Here is a 26,379-nt window from a genome sequence, read left to right on the forward strand (position 1 = left end):
AAACCGAGCAAATATATTATTTACGAAAATATTAACCAATTTATTTATTAATTAATCTCAAAAAAAAAGCTGCAAAAGTGCAGCTTTTTTTCTTTTTTGCGGTTTTTATTATACTAAAATCGTTTTCAGGGCATCATTCATACTTCGAACTGCATCTGCACTTTTAGCAAATAATGCTTTTTCCTGATCATTTAAGTTTATATCTAAAATTTCTTCGACTCCATTTTTACCGATTATACAAGGTACACCTATACAAATATCGCTCTGTCCGTATTCACCTTCTACAAAAACAGAACAAGCAATCATTTTCTTCTGATCGTTCAAAATGCTATCTACCAAATACGCTACAGAAGCTCCTGGCGCATACCATGCTGAAGTTCCTAAAAGACCTGTAAGAGTAGCACCCCCAACCATAGTGTCAGCTGCTACTTTCTGCAGCACTTCTTCTGAAAGAAATTCTGTTACCGGAATTCCATTATAAGACGCTAGACGAGTTAATGGAATCATAGTTGTATCGCCATGTCCACCTATTACCATTGCCGAAATATCATTTGCAGGCTTATCTAATGCTAACGAAAGATATGTTCTAAAACGAGAACTATCCAAAGCCCCTCCCATACCTATAATTCTATTTTTTGGAAGACCAGTAGCTTTTAAAGCTAAATAAGTCATAGTATCCATTGGGTTCGAAACTACAACAATAATGGTATCTGGAGAATACTTCAAAACATTTTCTGCAACTGTTTTAACAATTCCTGCATTGATGCCGATTAATTCCTCTCTTGTCATTCCTGGTTTTCTGGGAATTCCAGATGTAATTACAACTACATCACTTCCGGCAGTTTTAGAATAATCATTGGTAACTCCAGAAACTTTGGTATTAAAACCTGTGTTTGTAGTACACTGCATAATATCCAATGCCTTACCTTCGGCAAAACCTTCTTTAATATCCAACAATACTACTTCACTTGCTATTCCTCTATAAGAAATTACATCTGCACACGTAGCTCCAACATTTCCTGCTCCTACAATGGTAACTTTCATATTTTTTACTTTATCGGTTATTAATTTATTTTTGTCTCTTCCTTAAAAAGACAATTCGTTTAATTGTCTAGTAAATTTAAACAATTAAACGAATTGGATGTAATGATTTTATTAAATTTTCAGTTTAAGCATCAATATTTGCATAAACTGCATTTTTCTCAATAAATTCTCGACGTGGCGGTACTTCATCACCCATCAGCATAGAGAACACCTGATCTGCTTCTGCAAGGCTATCAATATTTACCTGACGTAAAGTTCTGAAATTCGGATCCATTGTAGTTTCCCACAATTGCTCCGCGTTCATCTCTCCAAGACCTTTATAACGCTGAATGTTGGCACTTCCTCCCATTCTTTCGTTAGCCTGATCACGCTGAACATCATTCCAAGCATATTCTTTCTTATTTCCTTTTTTAACAAGGTATAAAGGCGGAGCTGCAATGTATACGTGACCTTCTTCGATTAATTCTTTCATAAAACGGAAGAAGAACGTTAATATTAAGGTAGAAATGTGACTACCATCGACATCGGCATCACACATGATGATTACCTTATGATATCTTAGTTTTTCAAGATTAAGCGCTTTACTGTCCTCTGCAGTACCAACGGTAACTCCTAAAGCAGTAAAGATATTTCTAATCTCTTCATTTTCGAATACTTTATGATGCATCGCTTTTTCCACGTTCAAAATCTTACCACGTAATGGCAAAATTGCTTGAAAGTTACGATCACGTCCTTGTTTTGCTGTTCCACCAGCCGAATCTCCCTCGACAAGGTAAACCTCACATCTTGCAGGATCTTGCTCAGAACAATCAGATAATTTCCCTGGCAATCCACCGCCGCCCATAACGGTTTTACGCTGTACCATTTCACGCGCTTTTTTTGCCGCGTGACGTGCCTGAGCTGCTAAGATTACTTTCTGAATAATCAGTTTTGCATCATTTGGATTTTCTTCCAAATAATTTTCTAACATTTCTCCAACTGCCTGAGAAACCGGAGAAACAACTTCTCTATTTCCAAGTTTAGTTTTTGTTTGTCCTTCAAATTGAGGCTCAGAAACTTTTACAGAGATAATTGCTGTTAATCCTTCACGGAAATCATCTCCAGCAATTTCAAATTTTAATTTATCTAATAAACCAGAAGCGTCTGCATATTTTTTAAGTGTTCTTGTCAAACCACTTCTAAAACCTTGTAAGTGCGTACCTCCTTCGTGAGTATTAATATTATTTACATAAGAAAAAATATTCTCTGTATAACTTGTATTGTAGATTAAGGCAACCTCAACTGGAATTTCACCTTTATCATTATCCATACTAATAACGTGAGAAACAATTGGCTCACGGTTACCATCTAAATAACGAATATATTCTTTTAGCCCTTCATCAGAATGAAAAACTTCGCTTTTAAATTCGCCTTTTTCATCAACCTCTCTTTTATCGGTAAACGTAATTGTGATTCCTTTATTAAGGAAAGAAAGCTCACGCATACGTGCTGAAAGCGTATCATAAGAAAACTCAGTAGTCTGAGTAAAGATCGTATCATCTGGAAAGAAAGTCTGACGAGTACCTCTTTTATCTGTTTCTCCAATTTGTTTTACCGGATATAAAGATTTTCCTCTTTCGTATTCCTGTTCATAAATCTTACCTTCTCTAAAGACAGTAGATTTCATGTGAACAGAAAGCGCGTTTACTACAGAAACCCCAACTCCGTGAAGACCTCCAGAAACTTTATATGAATCTTTGTCGAATTTACCTCCGGCACCAATTTTTGTCATTACAACCTCAAGTGCAGAAACTCCTTCTTTTTTATGCAAATCAACAGGAATACCACGTCCGTTATCTTCAACTGTTACAGAACCGTCTTCGTTTATTGCAACACTAATAGCATCACAATGTCCTCCCATCGCCTCATCAATAGAGTTATCAACAACCTCGTAAACTAAATGATGTAGTCCTCGAACCCCTACATCTCCAATATACATCGACGGACGCATTCTTACGTGCTCCATCCCTTCTAATGCCTGAATACTATCTGCTGAATAATTGTTCTTCTTGATTTCTTCGCTCATATAATTTATTCTAATAAATGTATTTATGTCTAACACGCAAATATATAAAAATGCGCTCTATATACCCAGTAAATTAAACGTTAAAGCACGCAAGTTATCAACAGAAACTTCAATTTAAATTCCAATATCAAACCTTTGCACTAAAAATTCCAAATTCCAAAACTGAAAATACCATAAAAATTCCAATTTTTTCAAATTCCAAATTCCAACAAAAAATCCATAAAAACAAAAATCCGAAACGGAACTGTTTCGGATTTTACACTATTTCCAAAATTGGTCCCGAAACTTCGGGATGGAATTTTAATATTGGGATTTCAACAAAATTGGAATTTGGAATTTATTTAATTGGAATTTTTCTAAGCAGTTGCATTTTCAAAATTCCCTTTCAAGTGTGCAGCATTTGCTCTTCCGCTTGGATCAAGGTTTTCCTGCCATTTAGGAATCCATTTACGGACTGTTTGCGCCGCGCTTACCTGTGGATAGAATTTATGAAAAATCGATCTGTACAGATAAGCTTCTTTTGTTGTCGGTGAATTATATGGAAATTCTACACTCGCTCCAGCCAATTGTTCATCTGTAACTTGCGATGCACAATATTCAATTAATTCATCAACCCAATTATATCCTACTCCATCCGAAAACTGTTCTTTCTGGCGCCATAAAACTTCTTCAGGCAAATAAGGATCTTCTGGAGTATCAAAAGCTTTTCTTAAAATATATTTTTCGACACCGTTATACGTTTTTGGCTGTTTTTCTTCTGTCCTAATTCGAATGGCTGTATCTAAAAATTCTGTATCCAAAAACGGAATACGAACTTCCAGACCATTTGCCATTGTCGTTTTATCTGCACGAAGCAAATCGGCTGTAAATAGCTTTTGTACTCGTTCTATAGTTTCATCCTGAAATTCTTCTTCTGAAGGCGCATTCCTAAAATACAAATGCCCTCCAAAAACTTCATCTGCTCCTTCACCCGACAAGATTACTTTTATGCCTTGATCTGCAATTGCTTTAGAAAGCAAATACATTGGAACACCTGAACGTACAGAAATAATATCATAAGTTTCAATATAATAAATTACATTCTCCAGAACTTTAACTCCTTCTTCTACAGAGAAATGAATTTCGTGATGCTCTGTTCCTAAAAATGCTGCCGCTTTTCTAGCTGCAATATTATCTGGCGCATCAGCATCTAATCCGATAGAAAAAGAATGCAATTTTTCTCCTTTTTCTTTTAACAATCTTGAAGTGATAGCCGAAATCAAAGAAGTATCCAAACCTCCTGAAAGTACAACTCCCAAAGGCACTTCTGCCAATAGACGTTTACGCGTAGCTTGAATTAGACTTTTGCGGATCAATTCTAAATCTAATGTCTGAGTCGCTTTTTTATGATCTTCGTATTCTGGATGATAGTATTTTACAAAACCTGTTTTTGCCGTATAATAATGTCCTGGAGGAAAAGTAGAAAATGACTTGCACTGATCGGCAATAGATTTCATTTCTGAAGAAAAATAAATTCTTCCTCTTTCATCCAAACCGTAGTACAAAGGTTTTATCCCAATTGGGTCTCGGCCAGCAATATATTTATCTCCATCAACAATTACAAAAGCAAAATCACCGTCTAGCTTATTACAAAAATCATATCCAAATTCTTCGTAAAGATGTACAATAACTTCTGAATCTGATTCGGTTCTGAAAGTATGATTTTTTAAAATCGTGTTTTTAAGTTCCTGATAGTTATAAATTTCTCCATCATGAATCATCCAAGCTTTATCTGTTCCTTGAATAGGCTGTTTTCCCGAATTAAGATCAATAATCGATAAACTTTCATGACATAATATACTACCATTTTCCATAATATGAATATCACTTTCATCAGGTCCACGGTGCGACATTCTTTCAGAAAGATCTTTTACAAGTTTAGCATCTTTTCCTTTACCAATTACAGCTAATAATCCAGACATAATCTTTTATTTTATTATTCTATTTCCTCTAATGTTCAAAACTTTAATTGAACATTAAAAAATCATTAAAATTTTTCGGTGAAAGCAAAACTATGTATTAATTTTTGCTTTCAGCTATTAAATTGACCAAAATATTTAGAATTCGGCATCAATACAGCAGATTCCAAATATATTAAAAGAAAGTCAAACAACTGTATTTGAAAACCTTTAAACTTTTAAAATCACAATATTTAACACCTTTAGACAAGAAAAACGCTCTCGGTTAGAGAACGTTTTTCCTAAAAATATATACTAATTCTAAAAATTAAACTCTAATTTACGCTTTAACGTAAGCATCATCGTGAACATTGGCAACTGCTCTTCCTGATGGATCATTTAAGTTTTTAAAAGCTTCATCCCACTCCAAAGCAATTTTTGTACTACAAGCCACACTTGCTTCCTGAGGCACGCATAATGCTGCTGCATCGCTTGGGAAATGTTCTGTAAAAATAGAACGGTAATAATATTCTTCTTTTGAAGTTGGAGTTTGTAATGGGAATTTAAATCTCGCATTTGCCAATTGTTCGTCTGAAACTTCTCTTGCCACTACTTCTTTCAAAGTATCAATCCAGCTGTATCCTACTCCATCAGAAAATTGCTCTTTTTGTCTCCATGCTACACTTTCCGGAAGCATATCTTCAAAAGCTTTACGAACAACCCATTTTTCCATCGGATGTTCTTTGTTGATCATTTTATCTTGCGGGTTGATGCGCATTGCAACATCCATAAATTCTTTATCTAAGAATGGCACACGCCCTTCGATTCCCCAAGCTGCTAAACTTTTGTTGGCACGTAAACAGTCGTACATGTGAAGTTTTCCTAATTTACGAACGTTTTCTTCGTGGAATTCCTTAGCGTTTGGCGCTTTGTGGAAGTATAAATATCCTCCAAACAACTCATCTGCACCTTCTCCAGAAAGAACCATTTTGATTCCCATAGATTTAATAACTCTCGCCATTAACCACATTGGAGTTGAAGCTCTAACTGTAGTCACATCATACGTTTCTAAGTTATAAATTACATCACGAACTGCATCTAAACCTTCTTGGATTGTAAATTTAATTTCGTGGTGAATCGTTCCAATATGATCTGCTACTTTTCTCGCTGCTGCTAAATCTGGTGAACCTTCTAATCCAACTGAGAAAGAGTGCAATTGCGGATACCAAGCATCTGTTGTATCATCTGACTCAATACGTTTTTGAGCGAATTTTTTTGCCACAGCTGAAGTAATAGACGAATCTAAACCTCCAGAAAGTAAAACTCCGTAAGGAACGTCACTCATTAATTGTCTGTGAACTGCCGCTTCAAGCGCTTCTTTAATTGCAGGAATACTTGTTTCGTTATCTTTTACTGCATCATATTCTGTCCAGTCTCTTTTGTACCATTGTACAAACTCTCCATCTTTGCTTGATAAGTAGTGTCCTGGAGGAAATAATTCGATTTTTGTACAATATCCTTCTAAAGCTTTTAACTCAGAAGCCACATAAAAAGTTCCGTGCTGATCCCATCCAATATATAAAGGAATAATTCCCATATGGTCACGAGCTACGAAATACTCATCTTTATCAACATCATAGATAGCGAATCCAAAAATTCCGTTTAATTCATCAACGAAACTTACACCTTTTTCTTTGTATAAAGCCAAAATAACTTCACAGTCACTTTCAGTTTGAAAGTTATATTTACCAGCAAATTGTTTACGAAGCTCTCTGTGGTTGTAGATTTCCCCATTTGCAGCCAAAACCAATTTTTTATCTTCTGTAAATAAAGGTTGTTTTCCAGACGCTGGATCTACAATTGCCAAACGCTCGTGAGAAAGAATCGCTTTATCATTGCTGTAAATTCCGCTCCAGTCTGGTCCGCGGTGACGAATGATTTTAGACATTTCTAATACTTGAGGTCTTAACGCTTCGGCTTTTTGTTTAAGATCAAAGGCACATACAATTCCACACATAATTCTATATTTTTATTTTTTAAATTTTAATTTGATAGGGCAAAGATGGAGTATTAGTTACAATTGAAAAACACAATAATCGATTTTAATTTCAATTTAAAACCATAATTAAGCATTTACATATAAAATGTAAAATTTTGATATCAAAAAAAGCTTGAAACTTGAAAATTTCAATTTCGAACAGAAAATTGCTTTAAAACTGAAAGTTTTAATCAAATTTTTAAATTAATTTTTGAGTTATTTCTTTATGAATGAAAGATTCGTAAAGAGAAGAAGAAAAGTTGTTTTGGAATTATGGTTTATGCAATAATATTACGCAACAAAGTAAATTTCATAGCCACAGTTTGTCAGGCTGAGTTTCCCACGCAAGTATTGACACAGAGTTTGTGCTTTCTGATAATTACGAAAAAACCCGACAGGTTTTAAAAACCTGTCGGGTTTACATGCTTTGTAATATGTAATATATGGAAAGAGCCATCGGCTCGATAAATATTGTAGGGCCGGATTTTAATCCGGTTATTTAATAACGTTGCTACCAGAAGATCCGTAGGATCGAAACATATTTAAACATTTATATTTTCCGTTCCTACGAAACTCATGAATTGCGTCAATTTCTTTATTCAACGGATTAAAATCCGTTGCTACAATATTGGTTCATTCCTAACGGATTTTTTATTCATGCTCAAAAAAATCTACTCTACATTCTCAATCGTATAATGCGTTTTATTAATCTCAAACTGAAAACCAACTTTATTTCCCATTAAATGTGCTCCAAGTGGAGATTGAGGAGAAAGCGCAATAACATTAATTCCGTCAATAGCAATTTTAGGAAGCGCAACACTTACGTATAAATAAATTCCATTGGCTTTTACCAAACTTCCTAAACTGATATTTTCTGTAATTTTTAAAGGATCAATTTTTTCTAAAATTGAAATTTGAGCAATAGCTTCTTTCAATTTATTGGTCAATTTTTCCTGCTCAATATGCATCATCGACAGCGCCGTTTCGTGCTTGTCGCCCGCAGAACCTTTCGCGTCATTTTTAGAATCTTCGGTTAAATTCGAAATCATGTCTTTAAAAACATCAATTCGATCCTGAACCATTTGTAAATAATGTGAGTGTATTTTTTGTTTGAAATCCATAGTTAATTTTGCCACAAAGGCGGTAAGACACAAAGATCGTTAAAAAAACATAAGTCCCAAATTATTCAAAAAATGCTTTTGGATAAACCACTTCTCCATTTACTTTTTCTAAAGAACCTTTTATCAATTCGATTACCATACAGTTTTCTGCAGGAACATCAAACGGCAATTTAATATTATATTTTTCGCAAAGTTCATAGCCAAATCTTGGGTAATAATCTTGATGCCCAAGCAGTACAATGGACTCATAACCTAGTTGTTCCGCAATTTCATGACTACGCAAAATGAGTTTTGCTCCGATTCCCTTTCCTTGAAATTCTGGCAAAACAGAAACAGGTGCCAAAGCAAGAGAATTAAAAGCTTGATTTTCATTCTGAATAAGAATTTTGGTCAATAAAATATGCCCAACGATTTTATCTTCAATTTCTGCCACAATCGATAATTCTGGAATAAAAGCATCCGATTTCCTCAATCTTTCAACCAAAAATCGTTCTTGATGATCACTGTATTCAATAGTTGAAAAAGCCTTTTCGATTAAACTAAAAACACATTTATAATCCTTTTCATTTTCCTGACGTATTTTTATTTCCATACTCATACAAATTAAATTTAAAAAGCCACAAATTCACGAATTTACTCCAAAAAATCCATGAATCCGTGGCTTAAAAAAAAGGCACTTCTATATTAATATATTCTTTGTGCCTTAGTGTCTTTGTGGCTAACGCTCTTAAAAATCAAATTTATAATTAGCTCCTCCTAAAATCTGGAATCCCTGAACCGGATAATTCAGCCATTTTTGATAAGCCTGATTTCCAATATTGTTTGCTTTTAAGAAAAAAGTTAAGCGTTCGCTGAATTTATAACCTAAATGCGCATTGGCATCAAAATAGCTTTTCAAGGTAATAACTTCAGGATCTGCCATTAAATTCAGATTAGACTGCATATCTTTTCTTTCGCCCACATAAAACACATTTAATCCAGCGTACCATTGCTTAGTTATATTAACGTCTAAAGTCGAACTTAATTTCATTGTCGGTAAATTCCATGCTTCAATTACATTGTCGGTATTATAACTATTGAAAGTTCCGTTAATTCCGAAAGTTACATTTTGAGAAAAATCAGCTTTTAATTCTGCATAAAAACGTAACGTTCTAATATCTTCATAAACAACACCAAACGAGTTTCCGAATGCATAATCTTCATTTGTAATTACTTCCGTGTAATCATTGGCTTTGAAAAGTGCTTTATCTTTTTCATTCAAGTAAGAACCTGTCAAATTATAACTTACATTGTTTGCCAGTTTCCCTTTTAAACCTGCAAAAACATTATATTGCGTACTTGACGGACGCATATTTAAAGTCGGAGACAAAAACGGGTTTTCGGTCACAAAATCGGCATAAGAATTTTGATTTAAACCTCCATTGACTCCAGTATAAAAAATCATAAGATCGCCAACCAATTTATACGAAGCGTTTACTTTTGGATAGAAATAAAATTTGTTTCCGCTGTTTTCAGAATCTGCGCTATAAAAAACTCCAGCTCCTAATTCTAATGTCCAATCATTTTCATTTACTACAAAACTTGGCTCGATTCCAACATTTGTAAAACTGTATTTTAAAGCTTCTGTATTGTCTTGGAAATAATTATTCTTGAAAGAACCGCTTACGTGATCTACAATAACATTAGTTTTAATTGCCTGATCCATTACATCAACTGTAAAAGTTGGCTTTACATAAAATCTATTTTCTGATGAAGAATAACTATCTGAAAAATGTGTAAATCTTGCTGAAAGCTTGCTAAAAATACTTTCGTTAAATTCTGCATTTCCGCCAAGCGAAATGTTATTATAAGAATGATCCGGATTAATGCTGTTTACCAAATCATAACGCTGATCTGGAATTGTCGATCCAAAATCTGAAGGAAGTCCGTACCAGTTATAAATCTGATTTTGGTAGCCTAAATCAACACCCCAAGTTACATCTCTATTGTTCTGTCCGTAACCCACATTAATTGCCGTATCGTAGAATTCATCATTCAATTCCACATCTTTAATTCCGCCTTGAGAAGAATGATGGCGAAACATTCCTGCCACATAATCATTGTTCCCTAAATCTTGATTTACAAACAATTCAGCGTTTAAAGTACTGTAATTACCCAAACCTAAAGTAGCATAATTATTAAATAATCTTTCTTTTTTTGCTTTTTCTACACCTTCTGCTTTTCCTTTAGAAGGAGTAAAAGTTGACGCCACAGGAACAGATAAAATACTGTACTTAATAACTTCTTTTGGCTGATTACCGCTGTCGTCAAGCGAAGGCGTTTCTTTCACTTTAAAAGCATCTGAAATAGTCGGCGAATACGGTTTTACAACATTTACGGTCTCGGTTCCGATACTTTCGTTCTTTTTCTGTGCAATCGAAAACTGAGCAGCAAATAATACTAACAAAATGATGATTTTATGTCGGCAGTTTAATTTCATATTTCTTTCTTTTGAGAGCATTTTTAGAGAAAAGAGTATAGAATAAAGAGAATAGACTTCTCATTTTTCAACTTTTCTCATTTCATTTACTCTACATTTTTTGTTCTATTTTCTATATTCTAAAATCTGTGTTCTATTTTCTATATTCTTTTTTCTTAAATCTAAAATCTACAGTCTTAAATCTAAAAATCAATTAAGCTTCCCACTCCCCTTTTGCAACAAATTGAGCTTTTCCTCCTATTGTAATATCGTACTGATCGTTGGCTAATTTTCCTTTAAAATGAATTTGAGAAGGACGTCCCATATAATCTCCTTGATAATTCGTTACTTCAATTTCTGGAGAATGATATTTTAAAAGATACGCCTGAAGGCAAGTACTGGCGCTTCCGGTTGCTGCATCTTCTTTCAACTGATTGTGTTCAATATACAAAAGTCTGCTTGCCAGTTTACCATCTTCAAAACTATAGAAATACAATCCTTGATGATCCGTTTTGCAATGCTGTTTCAGCCATTTATCTGTTTTATCTTTATCTAAAGTCAGATTCTCTAAAGCTCTTTTACTATTTAAAGGCACGATTACAAAAGCACTTCCTGTTGTAACTTCCTGAATTAGATATTGATTGTCAAAATCATCAATAGTTAAATTACTGAAAGACGGAAAATCTTCTTTCCCGAAAACATCCCAAAACTTTGGCTGAGCCGCTTTTAGCCAAATTAAATCTTCTGACTGTTTAATTTGAATTGGCCCAATCGGAACTTCTACTGTTATATTTTGAGGCGAATTTTCAAAAATCTTGTTTATCAAAGCCCATGAAGTTCCAATAATTGGATGACCTGCAAACTGCATTTCCTGAGACGGAGTAAAAATTCTAATCTCTGCTTTGTTATTCGCTACATCTAGTTTTGTGACAAAAGTGCTTTCTGCAAAATTAATTTCGCATGCAATCTGCTGCATTTCTTTCGTACTTAAATGTCCAGCATCTAAAAAAACAGCCAACTGATTTCCAGCATATTTTTTATCTGTAAAAACATCAACTATATAAAAAGGTAAACTCATTGTTTTTCTTGTATTTTTTTTTAGTCCCTAGTACTTAGTTTTTTAGTACTTAGTGCTAGGGACTAAAAAACTAAGGACTATAAAGACTATTTATTAATTGAAGAATTCGTTTTTGACTCTTCCGACTTAATCGCGCTCAATTCTTTTTGCGCCTCTTCAACAACATCTGGATAATCTGTAAAGTTGTTGATTACGTTATCCAAAATATAAGTCGCCTGATAACTGTCTTTTAATCCGTAGAAATTTTTCGCCATTAAGACCAAACCTTTTGCTCCGTAATATTTGTAAGCAGAATAGCTTTTTGCCAGTTTTTGAACCGCAGTATTCGAAGCTTCAAATTTCCCTTCTTTTGTTTTAAAATAAGCATCGTAGTATAAAGCTTCTGCAGCCAATTCTCCTTTAGATGTTGTAGCTAGTTTTGCATAAGCCGTCTTTGCTTTATCTTCATTTCCTGTTTGCATTGCTGCACGCGCCACGATAATTTGCGCATCTGCTTTTACGCCTGCATCAGATTTCGGGTTTTCCAACACTTTATCTGCTGCTAAAACCGAATTGTCATAATCTTTTTTGTCATAATAACATTTCATCAAATTAGCTTGCGCGAAAGTTTTGTTTTGAGGATAATCGGCTTCTTTTTCTAGACGAACTAAAACCGGAATCGCTTTGTCGCAATCTTTTGCTTTTAGATAAATCTGAGCCAATCTGTTTAAAGCTTGCTCCGTAAATTCGTTTCTAGGCTGATCGATTACAAACTGATAATTTGCTATAGATTTTGTTTCAGAACCTTCTGCAAAAGTCAATTGCGCTAAATAGAAATTAGCTTCCAGCGCATGCATCCCGTTCGGGAACTTAGCGATATATCCAGCAAAACCAGGAATAGCATTTTTAGAATTGTTCTGACTGTATTGTTTAAAAGCTGCATCGTAAGTATCATTATCCAATTCCGCATCTGTAACCTCAACAAAGTCTAAAGTTCGAACCCAAGTTGCATATTCATCCACTTTTCCAGAATCAACATAAATTAATCTTGCTGTCGAAACTGCTTCTAAAGCTTCTGGCGTTTTTGGAAACTCTGCTGCCACTTTTTTAAACTTAGTTAAAGCCTGAGTATCGCGATCAGAATTGTAATAAATCAAACCTTGTTTTAAGATTGCTTTTGAAGTGAAAGATCCGTTGCTATATTCAGAAATCAGCTGATCGTAAGTTTTAATTGCCTGATCGTTTTTCTTTTCTGCTACATACGTATTTCCAAGTTCAAACAAAGCATCATCACGATACGATGATTTTTTGTACATCTGAAGAAAATTAGTCAACTCATCAATTTTCTTCGTATTATTTGACATGAATCCGTAAGAAAGTGCTTTTTGAAATTGCGCATAGTCGGCATCTACGCCTTTTGCTGCAATTGCTTTTGCGTAGGCTTCGTTAGCAGCACTATATTTAGACGCTACAAAACGGCAATCTCCTAAACGCAAATAAGAATCGTTTAAGCGGCTTTTATCTAAAGGCGATTGATCAATCTGAGCTTGAAAAGAATTTGCTGCCTGATCGTATTCTTTTAGTTTGAAATATGTATAACCAATGTTATAGTTGATATTTTTATATTCGTCAGTTGACTTTGCTGCAGCCATTCCGGCAAATTGTTTGTACGTCAATAATGCATTTTGCATATCATCGTTCAAATATTCTGTTTCTGCTTTCCAGAAAGTCGCACGAGCTGTAAACTCAGGTGTTTTCTGTTCGCTGATCGCACTTTTGAACAATTTACCAGCTTCCTGATAATTATTTTCATTGTATAATTCTAAACCTCTATAAAAAAGCACTTTTTGGTATGCTGCCTTATTTTCTGCACTTCTATTTTTCTCTAATAAAGCTAAAGCTTCTTTGTAGTTTTTAGAAGAAATATAAGAATCAACCAATAGTTTTTCTACTTCTGCTCGGCTTGAATTGTTTGGATATTTTTTAAGGAAATCTAATAAAATTCCAGGAACAGCTTGATACGCGTTTCCGATATCGTAACTTAGTTTAGCATAATTTAAAGCTGCATCTTCTTGAATCTGTGCATTAAAATCCATTTCAGAAGCATTTTTAAATGCGTTTAAAGCTTCTTGCTTTTTACCTGTATTTAAATAACTTAAACCTAAATGATAATAAGCGTTTTGCGCCACAAAATCTCTTCCTTCAATAATTTTGTTAAATTGAGAAATCGCTTTTTCATATTCTTTCTGTTCGTAATACGCATAACCTAACTGATAAAAATCGGTATTGTTCCATTTTCCTTTTTTACCCGCATATTGCTCCAAATACGGAATTGCTTTTCCGTATTGTTTCAAATTAAAATAACTTTCACCAATAATTTTATTCAGTTCCGATTTTTCAATTTCATTAGATTTTCCCATTGCCTTATGACCTAAATCAATTGCTTTTTGAAAATTTCCTAATTTGAAATTCATATCTGCCTGATAATACGAAAGCTTTTCTTTGTATTTTTCTTCGCCAGAAACTTCATCAAAATATTTGGTTGCTTCTTTGTAATCGTCGCCTTCATACGCCATAAATCCTAAGTAATATTTGGCTTGAGAGCCATATTCTTTAGAATTTACCACTTTATTAAAATAATTGGTTGCTTCTTTTTTCTTTTTCGCACTAAAATAGCTGTAGCCTTTCATGAAGTTAAACTTATCTGCTTCAGCTTTACTCATATAACTTTCGTCCACTTTATCAAACCACATTAATGCTTTCGGATAATTTCCTTGTTCGAAAAAATATTGCGCCGCTTCTATATAAGCCTGATTTTGTTTCGTACTGGTCGGATAATCATTTACAAATTGTTCCATCAAAGCATCGGCATTTGCTTTGTTGGTTCTAATAGCAGAATTGGCAATATAATAAGCACAGTCAGACTGTACTTCTTCATTTGTAGTGTTGTTTTTTACTTTTTCAAAAATCAATTGTGCCGAAGCATATTGTTTATCATTATATAAAGCCAGTGCTTTGTCAAAATCCTTTAATTCGTAAGTATAAATAGCCGATTTCTGTGCCGAAGCTATAGTCGAAGCAAGGAAAATTTGGAATATAAAGAACCTGGAAAGTTTACGCATTTTAATAATATTTAGTATTCAAATGTATCATTTTTATACGGTTTATAACGAAACGTTTCAAGCTTTTATTATCTCTAAAAAATTAAACTTCCGCATTTTTTTTAACAAATCAATCTCAAAATATTGGTTCTCAAAGCATCTAAAAATATTTTTAAACCATATAAGTCATATAAGTTACTAATTAGAGTGGCAAAACTTCACCTAGTTTAATTAAATGAACTTCTATGACTTATATGGTTTAGTTTTTTTTAAAGTTTTTAATAAAAATTTATTTTGAATCCAAGCGTTATCTTATTACTTTTACCATTCAAACCAATTTTATTATGTCACAAACCGTACTATCTCTTAAAGAAGTCACTATATATCAAGAAGGAAGAAAAATTATCTCTCACATTAACTTAGATGTTAACCATGGTGAGTTTATCTACATTATCGGGAAAACTGGTTCTGGAAAAAGTAGTTTCTTAAAAACTTTATATGCTGATTTACCATTAGTTGAAGGTGAAGGACATATTGTTGAATTTGATTTGGCAACTTTAAAAGAAAGCGAAATTCCGTATTTAAGACGTAAAATCGGAATCGTGTTTCAAGACTTCAAACTCCTTCCAGACCGTTCTATAAAAGACAATATGCTTTTTGTTTTAAGAGCTACAGGATGGGTTGAAAAAGAAGCCATGCAACACAAAATTGACGAAGTTTTGGACAAAGTAGGTATGAAAGATTTTGTAAACAAAATGCCTCACCAGCTTTCTGGAGGAGAACAGCAGCGTGTTGCCATTGCAAGAGCCTTGCTTAACGATCCTGAATTTATCCTTGCCGACGAACCTACAGGAAACTTGGATCCACAGACAAGTTCTGAAGTTTTAGAGGTTTTAAAAGCTATTAACGCCGCTGGAAAAACCATCATTATGGCAACGCACGATTATGCTTTATTGATGAAATTCCCTTCTAAAACTTTAAAATGCGAAGATGAAAGAATCTTCGAAGTGGTGCAAAGAAACGTGTAATGCTTTCGATTTTAATTCCGGTTTATAATTATGACATTTTTACCCTTGTAGAAACACTTTACAATCAGGTTTCAAAATGTAATATTCCTTTTGAAATTATTTGTTTAGACGATGCTTCTCAGGAGTTTTTAATTGAAAACCAAAGAATTAATCAATTCGAAAATACTTCATATTCTATTTTAGAAAAAAATATTGGACGAAGTGCCATTCGGAATTTATTAGCCGAAAAAGCAAATTATGAAAATCTGCTTCTTTTAGATGCTGATGTAATTCCTGTTCACGATAATTTTATTTCTAAATATATTGCAGCAATAAAAGAGGACAAAAAATTGGTCTTTGGAGGACAAATATACAAAGATGACAAACCAGCAAAAGAATTACTTTTACGCTGGATTTATGGCAGAAAAAGAGAATCTTTAAACCTATCTGAACGCAGTAAAAATCAATCTGAATTTGCTTTGCTTTCTAATTTATTAATTAAAAAAGAAACTTTGATTCGTTTTCCTCTTGATCAGACACTGACTAAATACGGATACGAAGATTTACTTTTTTTTACAGTTTTAAAATCAAACGGCATTACAATTTCTCCTATTGAAAACCCCGTTATTCATTTGAATTTTGAAACATCAGCCTCCTTTTTAAGCAAAACAAAAATGGCACTAGAAAATTTAGCTTTTTTAAATGCTAACCTTAAAATTTCAGGAGAACAAAGTAAAGTTATTGCGGCGTTTGAGCTTTTAAAAAGACTAAAACTAGTTTCTTTGTTTTACTTTATTTTTAAAAAATCAGAACAAAAAATTGAGCGAAATTTACTTTCAGAAAAACCGTCTCTTTTTCTATTTGACATTTATAAATTAGGTTATTACTGTTTTTTAAAAACAAAATAAATGGCTTTTTTTTCTATCATAATTCCACTTTACAACAAAGAGAATTTTATCGAAAACACGATGAAAAGTGTTTTAGGTCAGACTTTTCAGGACTTTGAAATTATTGTAGTAAATGACGGATCTACAGATAAAAGTGAAGAAAAATTACTGCTTTTTAAAGATTCGAGAATTCATTATTTCAACAAAAAAAATGAAGGTGCTTCTACAGCAAGAAATTTCGGAATTGAAAAAGCAACTTCTAATTATATTACTTTTATCGATGCAGATGATTTTTGGTATCCTACTTTTTTAGAAACCATGTTTGATTTGATTTCGAAAGTTCCTAATCAAAAAGTTTTTTCGACGGCGATTGAAGTAGACACTTCTAAAAAAATTATTTCTTCGGCCTACTCTATTTCAAAAACAAATAACGATTTTGAAATTGTAAATTACTTTAAAGCAAGTGTAAAAGAAAGTGTTCTTTGGACTTCTTGCGCTGTTTTTCACAAATCTGTTTTTGAAGAAATTGGGAACTTTGACACCCAAATTAAAAATGGAGAAGACACAGATTTATGGATAAGAATTGGACTAGTTTACCTTGTTGTTTTTTCTTGGAAAATTTTAGCGCGTTATGTTTATGATGCCAAAAGCCTTTCTAAAAACCGTAATTTCATAAAACAAAAAATGGATTTTACGAAATTTGAAATGCAAGAAAAAACAAATTCAGATTTAAAAAAGTTTCTAGATTTAAATCGTTTCTCGCTTGCTATAAAAAGTAAAATAGTTGGCGAAAAAGCACTTTTTCAACATTATTACAATGCAATTGATCTAGAGAATTTAGGTTGGAAAAAAAGAAATTTATTACGTCTTCCCGTATTTGTTCTGACTTTTCTAATTTCCTTTAAAACTTTTTTAGCCAATATCGGAATTGGTTCCTCTGTCTTTAAATAGCCTGAATTTTTTATACTCTCGAATGTAGTCTTCTTCACTAAATTCGCCAGAAGACAAAACCAAACAAACACTTCCCGAAGAGAAATTTTTAAGTTCCCGCCAAATTCCAGAAACAATTAGCAAACCTACATTTGGCTTATTTAGCGTTACGGTTTTTATATTTTTTCCGTCTTTTAAAATCACGTCAAAACTGCCGCTTAAAGCAATTAAAAATTCCTGCTGTTCAATATGTGCATGGCCTCCTCTTTTGCTTCCGCTTGGTACATCGTACAAATAATAGACTCTTTTTGAAACAAATGGAATTATCTCACCTTCAATAACAGAAAGATTTCCTCTTCGATCTTGAATTTTAGGAACTTCAATTAGCAGAACATCTGAAATACTGTTCATTATTGATGATTTAGGAGATTTTTCCATTGTTCTGAAATATTTTTTAAAGACAAATGTTTTACGCTTTCAGCAGCATTCTTTTTGCAAAAATTATACAATTCATTGTCATCCGCAAATCGATTCATGGCTTCGGCAAAAGCTGTCGGATTGTAATTTTCGACCAATAAACCATTAAATTCATTTTGAATAACTTCTCGTGGTCCAGAATTGCAATCTACAGCAACAACTGGCGTTCCTAAAGCTAACGATTCTACAATTGACATTGGAAAACCTTCATAATTACTGGTCAAAACTGTAAATTTTGCCGCTCTAACTTCATCAAAAGGATTTTCTTTAAATGGAAAAATCTTTACGAAATCACTTAAATTTAAATCCTTAGTCTTTTCTTGAATAAAAACTAAATCCTTTCCCGTTCCCATTAAATGAAGCAGATATCCTTTTTCATATATTTTAGATTCTGAAAAAGCTTCTAACATCAGGCTGAAATTTTTTGCTTTTTCATCTAGTCTTCCAAAAAACAAAATTACTTTTTTGGTTTCCAAAACTTCTTTTTCTAATTCTCCTTCGGAAATAAAAAAAGGATTATAAATCGTAACCGTATTTTTGAGTTCGTATAATCGATTTACTTTTTCTTCAATAGTTTTAGAAACACAAATTAAAGCTTCGACATTCTTGTAAATCATTCTTGACCAAAACTTTGAAGATGGAAAATAAATCTGAAAATTATAGCTGTGAACAATGTAATTGATTTTTAAACCACGATAAATATATCTAGTAATTAATTCGCGCAAAAAGACATTTCTTGCTCTGCCATCAATTACAATTTCGATATTATTTTGAACCAGATAGTTTCTCAGTAATTTACCTTTTTTTAGTTTTCCAAAAAAAGAAAAGGAACCTGAAGTTTCTTTTTCTAAATTAAATAAAGTTCCTGTATACGCATAATCTACACAATCATTGACAATAATAGAATGAACTTCAAAACCAGAATCTTCCAACATAAAAGTCAGCAAACCTGCAAAACGTTCTGCTCCTCCTTCTCCTAATGAATGCGAAACAATAGCAACTTTCTTTTTACTCATGTTTTAACCAAAAAAGTAAATATATTTGTCAAATATACACATTAATGAAAGTTTTATTGGTAGGCGAATACAGCCATTTGCACAATTCTTTAAAAGATGGTTTACAGGCTTTAGGACATGAAGTTTTTATTATCGGTCAGAAGGACGGATTTAAAAATTTTCCTGTTGATTTTCCTATCCAAAAAAAATGGGATTCGGGTTTACTGAAAAAAGTAAAAATTGCCGTTTATAAATTATCAAAATTTGATATTAGCTCATTTTTAACGTATCGCCAGTTTTTAAAATTCAAAAAACAATGCTCTGGCTTTGACGTAGTCCAGTTAATCAACGAAAATAGTTTTGAATGCCAGCCTTACTTCGAAAAAAAGATTATTTTACATCTTTTAAAAAACAACCTAAAACTTTATTTATTGAGTTGTGGATACGATTATCTGAATGTAAAATATTGTTTAGAAAATCCTGATTTTAAATCTGTTTTTCCGTTATATCTGAATCATAAAATCGATAAAAAGTCTTTCGGAAATGTTTTAAAATTTCAAGAAAAAGCGTTTTTCAAACTGCATCAATTTATTTATAAAAACACAAACGGCATAATTGCTTCAGATTTTGACTATCATCTTCCGCTACGAGGAAACGAGAAATATTTGGGTTTAATTCCGAATCCGATTAACATTGAAAAACTTCAATTTCAGCCTTTAAATATTACAGACAAAATTATCATTTTTCATGGCATCAATAATGATAATTATTTAAAAAAAGGAAACGATTATTTTGAAAAAGCGTTAGAAATAATCGAACAAAAATATACTTCTAAAGTTGAAATAATTACAGTTAGAAGCGTTCCTTATGCCGAATACATTTATCTCTACAACAACTGCCATATTTTATTAGATATGATTTATGCTTACGATCAAGGCTATAATGCGCTCGAAGCAATGGCAAAAGGAAAAGTGGTTTTTACTGGTGCCGAAAATGAATTTACAGCACATTATAATCTTTCTGAAAAAGTGTGCATAAACGCCATTCCAAACGTTGATTATCTGGTAAATGAGTTGTCTTTTTTAATTGAAAATCCAAACGAAATTACGGCAATAGGAAAACGCGCGAGGGTTTTTATTGAAGAACATCACAACTACATAAAAATTGCAGAAAAGTATATTCAGAAATGGGATGAAAACTAAACGCCAATTATATAATTAACCATTTCTCAAAATTTTCTAATTCTCCTTTCCAATCTCTAGAAATATTACTTTTAAGCAATTTAACAGGGATTCCGCCAATCAGAATATTTTCTCCTAAAGAAGAATAATCTTTAGTACACAAACTATTTGAAGCAACTGTGCAATAGTTCGGCGTTACTGTACCTTTCATGATCGAAACCCTATTGCTAATAAAATTGTAATTTCCTATTTGTATCGGCTCAGTCATTTTAAAGATTTCTCCATTTTGAGTATCCATCATTGCATGAAAGTTCGTGTCTATTATCTGACATTCAGAACCTAACCTGGCATAATTACCAAGACTTATTTTTTCTGTACAGATTATTTTTCCACTAGAGGCTATTGATGCCATATGTCCAAATTCACAAAATGCACCTTCTTTTATGTAGACAAAATAGTCCTTTCCAAATTGTACGTTTCCGTTGAAAGACAATATGCCAGCTAGATTAATTTCGGCTATTCCTTTATGCACAGTGTTCATTTCATAAGGCTGTCCGAAGCCAATCATTGCTCTGCGAATTGGTGCGATAATCTGAATTTGACCTGATAAACAACTCAATTTAACGGGGCCATAAAAGAAAACAGGCAACACTTTAGCAGTCTTAAATGGAAATTTCTTAAAATTGAAATATAACGTTTTGATCCAGTTTACTGAATAATAAAACTTTATCTGGCTATACAAAAACCTCATTTTCGCAATCATAATTCCTTTTTGTTATTTCTGAAGGCTGAAATTAAACTATCCTTCAAATTTATTTGCCGATTGATTTCATACAAAAAATAGACAAAAGACAATATCGAAAGCATTCCCATTACTATTGATCTTAAAACTTGCAATTCAATATATCTACACGAAAAGCTCATAATACAGAATAAAAAAGAGATCGAGAAAGTCACATAGACCTTTCTATTAAAATAAAAATTATATCTTTTTTTCGTAATTATTTTCATAGCAAAAAAATGAATAATCGAATAAAATAAGAAACTAATTCCGAGTCCTTCTAAACCATAAAAATAATATCCTGCAATATTCAACAAAAAAGATAAAGTATTAAATACAATTGCTGTTTTTGTAAATATTTTAGAATCTCCTTTAGCAATTAAAATATATCCCATTGAGAATGAAGCAGCTTTAAACAACATTCCGATAATTCCAAAACAAACCATCGGAATCACTTCCATAAATTTTGAGGTATAAAGAACTCTAATAATGATCGGTATGAATGTGAGAAACAAGACAATAATTGGCGTAATTATTAAAATCGAAATATAAGATTGCTGTAAAACACTAATTCTAACCTTGTCATTGTCGTTATTTATTGCCGCCAATCTCGGATAATAATCTGTACTCATTACCGTAAAAATTAATCCTACATAGGAATTCAATAACGTAAAACCTGCACTATATAAACCAACTTGTTCTGTATTGCCTGCATTACTGATATAAATCTGGGTAAGGTAGGCAGAAAGAAAAGTTAATAAAGAACTTACAGTTAACATTATTCCAAGTTTTACGATGCTTTTTCCCTCGTTTAAAAGCTCCTGTTTACTAATGTCTTTCTTTGGTAAATTTACTTTTGATGCATAATAAAATGAAAAAATAAGCGCTGCGAAAGAACTTAAAATAATAGTAGGAACAATGGCATCGATTTTAAAATAATAATAGAGCGGAATAGAAAACAGTAATCCAAATAGATTGGCATACAGATTGGCTTTTGCTAAAAAATTTAATTTTCTCAACCCTTGTAAGATAACCAGTTGACTAGATGTTAATTGCTTAAAAATCAATGTTACAGACAAAATTATAAGAGAACCATATTGACTATCATTTCCGAAACTAAATATGCTAATCCATTTTGAGAAAATAATAGTCACTACAGCGCCTAAAACTCCTGTAAAAAACATTATCTGTTTTATTATGGATGCAATCTTTGAAACCGATCTAATGTCGTCACCCTTATAGTTTTCTGAAATGCTTTTTATTGCGGTTGTTTCAACTCCCAAACCTGTTATGCTGTTAATTAAATTCAATATCGAATTTAACATGGCTATTATCCCCATTCCTTCTGCTCCAATAAAAACTGCAATAAATTTTGTTCTGATAACAGAAAATAAAATAGTCAAAAACTGTACACTTCCAAAAATAGAAGTTGATTTTAAAATTTGCCGATATGACGCTTTATTATCAGACATTAAAAACGATTAATAGTTTCAATAATAAAATCGACTTCCGATTCAGTCAAAACTGGGCTTATTGGCAAACTCAAAACTTCTCTATGAATTTTCTCGGTAATTGGGAATGACAACTTATTCCATTCTTCAAAGGCTTTTTGCTGATGCGGCGGAATTGGATAATGTATTACCGTTTGAATATTATTTTGAGTTAAATATTCTTGCAGATTTTCTCTGTTTTCGGTTCGAATAACAAATAAATGAAAAACATGATTTGTGGAAAAATCCCAAAACGGAAGCGTTATTTTATCGTTTTTAATTGCTGCTAAATAACGTTTGGCAACGGCTCTTCTTTTCTCATTATCTGCATCTAAATTGGGTAATTTTAGATTTAAAAAACCAGCCTGTAATTCGTCTAATCTCGAATTTACGCCAATATATTCGTTATGATATTTTTTTTCAGAACCGTAATTTCGAAGCGAAAAAAGCACTTTTGCCAATTCAGAATCGTTTGTTGTAATTGCTGCGCCATCGCCCAAACAGCCTAAATTTTTTCCTGGGTAAAAGCTATAAGCGCAAGCTGATTTTAGATTGTTGATTTTAGATTTTAGATTTCCGTTTGGTTGGAATTTGGAATTTTGATCTTGGAATTTATTGATTTTAGCTCCATGTGATTGCGCACAATCTTCAACAACAATTAAATTATTCTTTTCTGCAATTTCATTTATTTTTTCCATTTCAGCCAATTGTCCGTATAAATGAACCGCTAAAATAGCCTTGGTTTTTGGAGTGATTTTTTCCTGAATTAAATTTGGATTGATATTATAAGTTTCCAATTTTGGCTCGACTAAAACTGGAATTAAATCGGCTTGCAAAATGGCTAAGATACTCGCAATATAAGTATTTGCAGGAACGATTATCTCATCGCCTTTTTGGAGTTTTCCGAGTTCAATATATCCTTTAAAAATAAGAACTAAGGCATCAAAACCATTTCCTACTCCGATGCAATATTTATAATGGCAATATTCAGCAAATGCTTTCTCAAAAATTTCTACTTCTTTTCCTAAAATATACCAGCCGTTTTCTAAAACCGATTTCAGTTTTTCCTGAAAAGCGGTTTCATACGGTTTGTTTATTTTTTTTAGGTCTAAAAAAGGTATCACTTTATTTCAATTTTATAAAAATCCTGATTGTAAACAGAACAGCCTAATTCTTCTTTTTGTTTTAAAAGTCCACTATTATAATCTTCAGTATCAGAATCAACAATGCCCATGTCAAAGAAATGTTTTCCTTTTCTTTTGTATTTATGAATCAAATTGATGAACAAAAAATCTAAAGCTCTAAATTCTTCTCCTGTTTTTGAAGTTGCTCCGTATTGCGATTTTACAACATTTTTAGTTTCAAAAATGGTTATTCCAGCAATAATTTCGTCATTTCTAAAAGCAGAATACTGTTTAATATTTTGAGGAAATTTAGATTTTAAAAGTGCCATTTCTTCTTTTGAATGAACTGGCTTTGCATCAAATTTTTCTAATAATCTTGGTTCCAAAACTTTCTCCCAAAACGGATCAAAATTATCTTCTTCAAAAATATCTATATCAAGATTTTCAATTCTTCTAAAGTGTTTCATTTTGCTTTTTGAAATCTTCAAAGGAACTGTCAGATTAACAGCAAGATTCATTTCTTTTCGTTCTAAAACCGCTCCTCTTTTCATTAAAAAAAAGTCGATTGTTGCATTTCCTTCTGACAAATAAAAATCTGGGATTGGCTTGTAATAAAGAGTTTCGAATTTATTTTCTTTCAAAAAAAGCAAAATTTCATCAAAGATTGATTCTACTTTTTCTGCTTTCAATTTCGATAAAAACACTAATCCGCCATAAGTCAAACCTTGGTGAGAATATATCGAATTTCCTTTTTTATTAGCGGGAAGAATAGCGCGCAATTTTTCCTCTTCGAAAATTAAAAGCGAAAAATCCTCAAAACGATCTTTATGATATTCCATAAAATCACGATGGAATAAAAAAGTGGCATTTTTGGCCTGAGCGACAAAATCGTTCCAAATCGTATAATCGTTTTTATTGTATTTTCTTACAACGAATGTTTTCAAAGTTTTATTTTTTTGCCACGAATTTTACCAATTTTCACGAATTAAATTAGTGCAAGTTCGTGAAATTCGTGGCTGAATATTTTTCTACTTATGATCGAATGCTTTTAAATGCCATTTGTATTTTACTGCCATTAAACGAACTACAATAATCACAAGAGACGTAACTAGATATAATATATCGTCGTTTAGGTTTAGTTTTCGCAATCCAAAAAAAACGATTCCTCCTAAGATACAAATGGTTGCATAGATTTCTTCTCGAAAAACGTTTGGAATTTCGTTACATAAAATATCACGAATTACACCGCCAAAGCAAGCTGTCATTGTTCCCAACGCAATACAAATTGCTGGATGAAGACCTGTTAAAAGTCCTCTTTCTAGACCAATTAATGTAAAAACGCCAAGACCAATTGTGTCAAACAAAAACAACGAAGTACGAAGTTTATCAAAGCTTTTTCTGAAAAGAATCGCTAGAAAAAATCCTAAAATGATCACATATACGTATTGCATGTCGCGCATCCAGCCAACGGGAGTTCTTCCGATTAGAACATCACGCAATGTTCCTCCTCCAACAGCGGTTACAAATGCAATGATAAAAACCCCAAAAGGATCTAGTTTTTTGTGCATTGCGGTTAAGGCGCCAGACATAGCAAATGCCATTGTCCCTATAATATCAAGTAAGTGAAACATTTTTTTTGAGTTACAAAGATGCAAGGGGCCAAAGTTACAAAGTTGTAAGGAATAATCTTAGTAAATCTGAATCGGTTTTTTGTTACAGAGATTCAAAGCATCAAAGCTACAAAGTTGTATGAAATGCTTTTAGAATACCTAACTTATGAAATACTTATTATTTTTTTACATAAATCGGACTTCTTTTTAATAAGTAAGTAATAGAATCCATCCAACTGTCTTTTACTGCCAATAAGGGCTTACGGGTTTGTGAGTAGATTTTATCTTTATTTCTATACATGTCAAAATAAACCGTATAGTAATAGTAACTCTGATTGTTTGCCGTAGTGGTCGAAATATCGCTTGAGGACACTTTTTTATTATTGTTGCTCACTTTTGTATCTCCACTGCTGTAAGTTGTAGCTGTAGAAGCCGTTCCAATTGTGTATGAAATTTTTGCAGCCACAATATTGTCAACTCCTAATATTTTTTCAAGATCTTCTATTGGCGTCTCGTCAATATTATTGTGATCGATTCCTGCTTTGTGCAAAAGGCTATTGGTCGTTCTTAAATCCTGAACTGTTAAGGGTAAAATATTAGACGATTTATCCAGCAATTTGTTGTACAGATCGTTTTGAGCAAATTTTGCCATATCTTCAGAACTTTGCTGACTATCTGAATTTAAATAAGGAATTGGCAATACAGCAATTACATTATGCTTCATTTCTGCAGTTTCGATACTTTGGCTGGTATTTTGAGCCGTATTGCTTGGCGTTGAAGAAGCATCAAAAGTTTGAGTTCTCCCGCTTGCAAAATCGATCTTGGCAATCTGCGAAACATCTAACGAAATTTGAACTGTTTCGCCTGGAAGTGAATACTCTACGGTTTTATCAGACATTTTTAAAATCGTACATTCAATGATCTGATAATCTCTTTTTACAATTCTATCTAATTTTTTTCTGCTTTGGGCAAAACTAAAAAGCGTAATAAAAAATAGCAATAGGGCTAGTAACGACTTTGTCTTTTTCATAGTTTTATTTTTATATTTAAAAAATTGGATAACAACTAGTTAAATA

Annotated in this window: 21 protein-coding genes; 4 read left to right on the forward strand and 17 right to left on the reverse strand. The window is 32.6% G+C overall.

Translation table 11 applies throughout. The features are described from left to right. Positions 1-108 precede the first annotated feature (108 nt). The 9 genes from mdh to EG814_RS09935 all read right to left on the reverse strand — a co-directional run bounded on the left by mdh (position 109) and on the right by EG814_RS09935 (position 14,842). Positions 109-1,044: a malate dehydrogenase gene (gene mdh, locus EG814_RS09895; protein WP_125721414.1), complete on the reverse strand. Its 936-nt coding sequence runs from the start codon at positions 1,042-1,044 to the stop codon at positions 109-111. A 124-nt stretch (positions 1,045-1,168) separates the two neighbouring features. Next, positions 1,169-3,109, reverse strand: coding sequence for a DNA topoisomerase (ATP-hydrolyzing) subunit B (gene gyrB, locus EG814_RS09900; protein WP_125721416.1), 1,941 nt, complete (start codon positions 3,107-3,109; stop codon positions 1,169-1,171). Positions 3,110-3,465: 356 nt separating this feature from the next. Beyond that, complete coding sequence (gene asnB / locus EG814_RS09905; RefSeq protein WP_125721419.1) at positions 3,466-5,070, reverse strand: asparagine synthase B; 1,605 nt, start codon at positions 5,068-5,070, stop codon at positions 3,466-3,468. Between the two features lie 316 nt (positions 5,071-5,386). Beyond that, positions 5,387-7,063, reverse strand: coding sequence for an asparagine synthase B (gene asnB / locus EG814_RS09910; RefSeq protein ID WP_125721421.1), 1,677 nt, complete (start codon positions 7,061-7,063; stop codon positions 5,387-5,389). A gap of 692 nt (positions 7,064-7,755) precedes the next feature. Next, a complete protein-coding gene (locus tag EG814_RS09915; protein ID WP_125721423.1) occupies positions 7,756-8,205 on the reverse strand; it encodes a hypothetical protein in 450 nt (149 codons plus the stop codon). Positions 8,206-8,266: 61 nt separating this feature from the next. Beyond that, positions 8,267-8,797, reverse strand: a complete 531-nt coding sequence (locus EG814_RS09920; protein ID WP_125721425.1) for a GNAT family N-acetyltransferase — start codon at positions 8,795-8,797, stop codon at positions 8,267-8,269. Positions 8,798-8,932: 135 nt separating this feature from the next. Continuing rightward, positions 8,933-10,684 carry a TonB-dependent receptor gene (locus EG814_RS09925; protein ID WP_125721427.1) on the reverse strand — a complete coding sequence of 584 codons (1,752 nt, stop codon included), beginning with the start codon at positions 10,682-10,684 and terminating at the stop codon, positions 8,933-8,935. Between the two features lie 193 nt (positions 10,685-10,877). Next, complete coding sequence (locus tag EG814_RS09930) at positions 10,878-11,741, reverse strand: PhzF family phenazine biosynthesis protein (RefSeq protein ID WP_125721429.1); 864 nt, start codon at positions 11,739-11,741, stop codon at positions 10,878-10,880. Between the two features lie 86 nt (positions 11,742-11,827). Continuing rightward, on the reverse strand, positions 11,828-14,842 hold the full coding sequence (locus EG814_RS09935) for a tetratricopeptide repeat protein (protein WP_125721431.1): 3,015 nt from the start codon (positions 14,840-14,842) through the stop codon (positions 11,828-11,830). A 323-nt stretch (positions 14,843-15,165) separates the two neighbouring features. On the opposite strand from EG814_RS09935, the gene EG814_RS09940 reads away from it, so the two are divergent. From EG814_RS09940 to EG814_RS09950, 3 genes are read left to right on the forward strand one after another with little or no spacing between them, the layout of a single operon-like run. Next, positions 15,166-15,849 carry a cell division ATP-binding protein FtsE gene (locus tag EG814_RS09940; protein ID WP_125721433.1) on the forward strand — a complete coding sequence of 228 codons (684 nt, stop codon included), beginning with the start codon at positions 15,166-15,168 and terminating at the stop codon, positions 15,847-15,849. After that, positions 15,849-16,736, forward strand: coding sequence for a glycosyltransferase family 2 protein (locus EG814_RS09945; protein ID WP_125721435.1), 888 nt, complete (start codon positions 15,849-15,851; stop codon positions 16,734-16,736). The genes EG814_RS09940 and EG814_RS09945 overlap by 1 nt, the downstream gene beginning before the upstream one ends. After that, entirely contained in the window at positions 16,737-17,666 is a 930-nt protein-coding gene (locus tag EG814_RS09950) for a glycosyltransferase family 2 protein (RefSeq protein ID WP_125721437.1), read from the forward strand. On the opposite strand, the gene EG814_RS09955 is transcribed toward EG814_RS09950, so the two are convergent. After that, positions 17,628-18,056: a sugar 3,4-ketoisomerase gene (locus tag EG814_RS09955; protein WP_125721751.1), complete on the reverse strand. Its 429-nt coding sequence runs from the start codon at positions 18,054-18,056 to the stop codon at positions 17,628-17,630. The genes EG814_RS09950 and EG814_RS09955 overlap by 39 nt on opposite strands. Further along, on the reverse strand, positions 18,056-19,138 hold the full coding sequence (locus tag EG814_RS09960) for a glycosyltransferase (RefSeq protein WP_125721439.1): 1,083 nt from the start codon (positions 19,136-19,138) through the stop codon (positions 18,056-18,058). Before EG814_RS09960 ends, EG814_RS09955 begins: the two co-directional genes overlap by 1 nt. A 44-nt stretch (positions 19,139-19,182) precedes the next feature. On the opposite strand from EG814_RS09960, the gene EG814_RS09965 reads away from it, so the two are divergent. Continuing rightward, entirely contained in the window at positions 19,183-20,319 is a 1,137-nt protein-coding gene (locus EG814_RS09965) for a glycosyltransferase (RefSeq protein WP_125721441.1), read from the forward strand. Positions 20,320-20,326: 7 nt separating this feature from the next. On the opposite strand, the gene EG814_RS09970 is transcribed toward EG814_RS09965, so the two are convergent. From EG814_RS09970 to EG814_RS09995, 6 genes are all read right to left on the reverse strand, one after another. Further along, the gene (locus EG814_RS09970; protein WP_235830950.1) at positions 20,327-20,917 is read right to left on the reverse strand and encodes an acyltransferase; all 591 of its coding nucleotides are present in this window, start codon (positions 20,915-20,917) and stop codon (positions 20,327-20,329) included. Positions 20,918-21,057: 140 nt separating this feature from the next. Then, positions 21,058-22,551, reverse strand: a complete 1,494-nt coding sequence (locus EG814_RS09975; RefSeq protein ID WP_125721443.1) for an oligosaccharide flippase family protein — start codon at positions 22,549-22,551, stop codon at positions 21,058-21,060. Continuing rightward, positions 22,551-23,693, reverse strand: coding sequence for a DegT/DnrJ/EryC1/StrS family aminotransferase (locus EG814_RS09980; protein WP_125721445.1), 1,143 nt, complete (start codon positions 23,691-23,693; stop codon positions 22,551-22,553). Before EG814_RS09980 ends, EG814_RS09975 begins: the two co-directional genes overlap by 1 nt. After that, positions 23,690-24,637, reverse strand: coding sequence for a FemAB family protein (locus EG814_RS09985; protein WP_125721447.1), 948 nt, complete (start codon positions 24,635-24,637; stop codon positions 23,690-23,692). The genes EG814_RS09980 and EG814_RS09985 overlap by 4 nt, the downstream gene beginning before the upstream one ends. An 84-nt stretch (positions 24,638-24,721) precedes the next feature. Continuing rightward, complete coding sequence (locus EG814_RS09990; protein WP_125721449.1) at positions 24,722-25,324, reverse strand: trimeric intracellular cation channel family protein; 603 nt, start codon at positions 25,322-25,324, stop codon at positions 24,722-24,724. Between the two features lie 157 nt (positions 25,325-25,481). Then, the gene (locus tag EG814_RS09995) at positions 25,482-26,333 is read right to left on the reverse strand and encodes a hypothetical protein (RefSeq protein ID WP_125721451.1); all 852 of its coding nucleotides are present in this window, start codon (positions 26,331-26,333) and stop codon (positions 25,482-25,484) included. Positions 26,334-26,379: the final 46 nt, after the last annotated feature.

The sequence above is a fragment of the Flavobacterium ustbae genome, from assembly GCF_003946915.1.
Classification (GTDB): Bacteria; Bacteroidota; Bacteroidia; order Flavobacteriales; family Flavobacteriaceae; genus Flavobacterium; species Flavobacterium ustbae.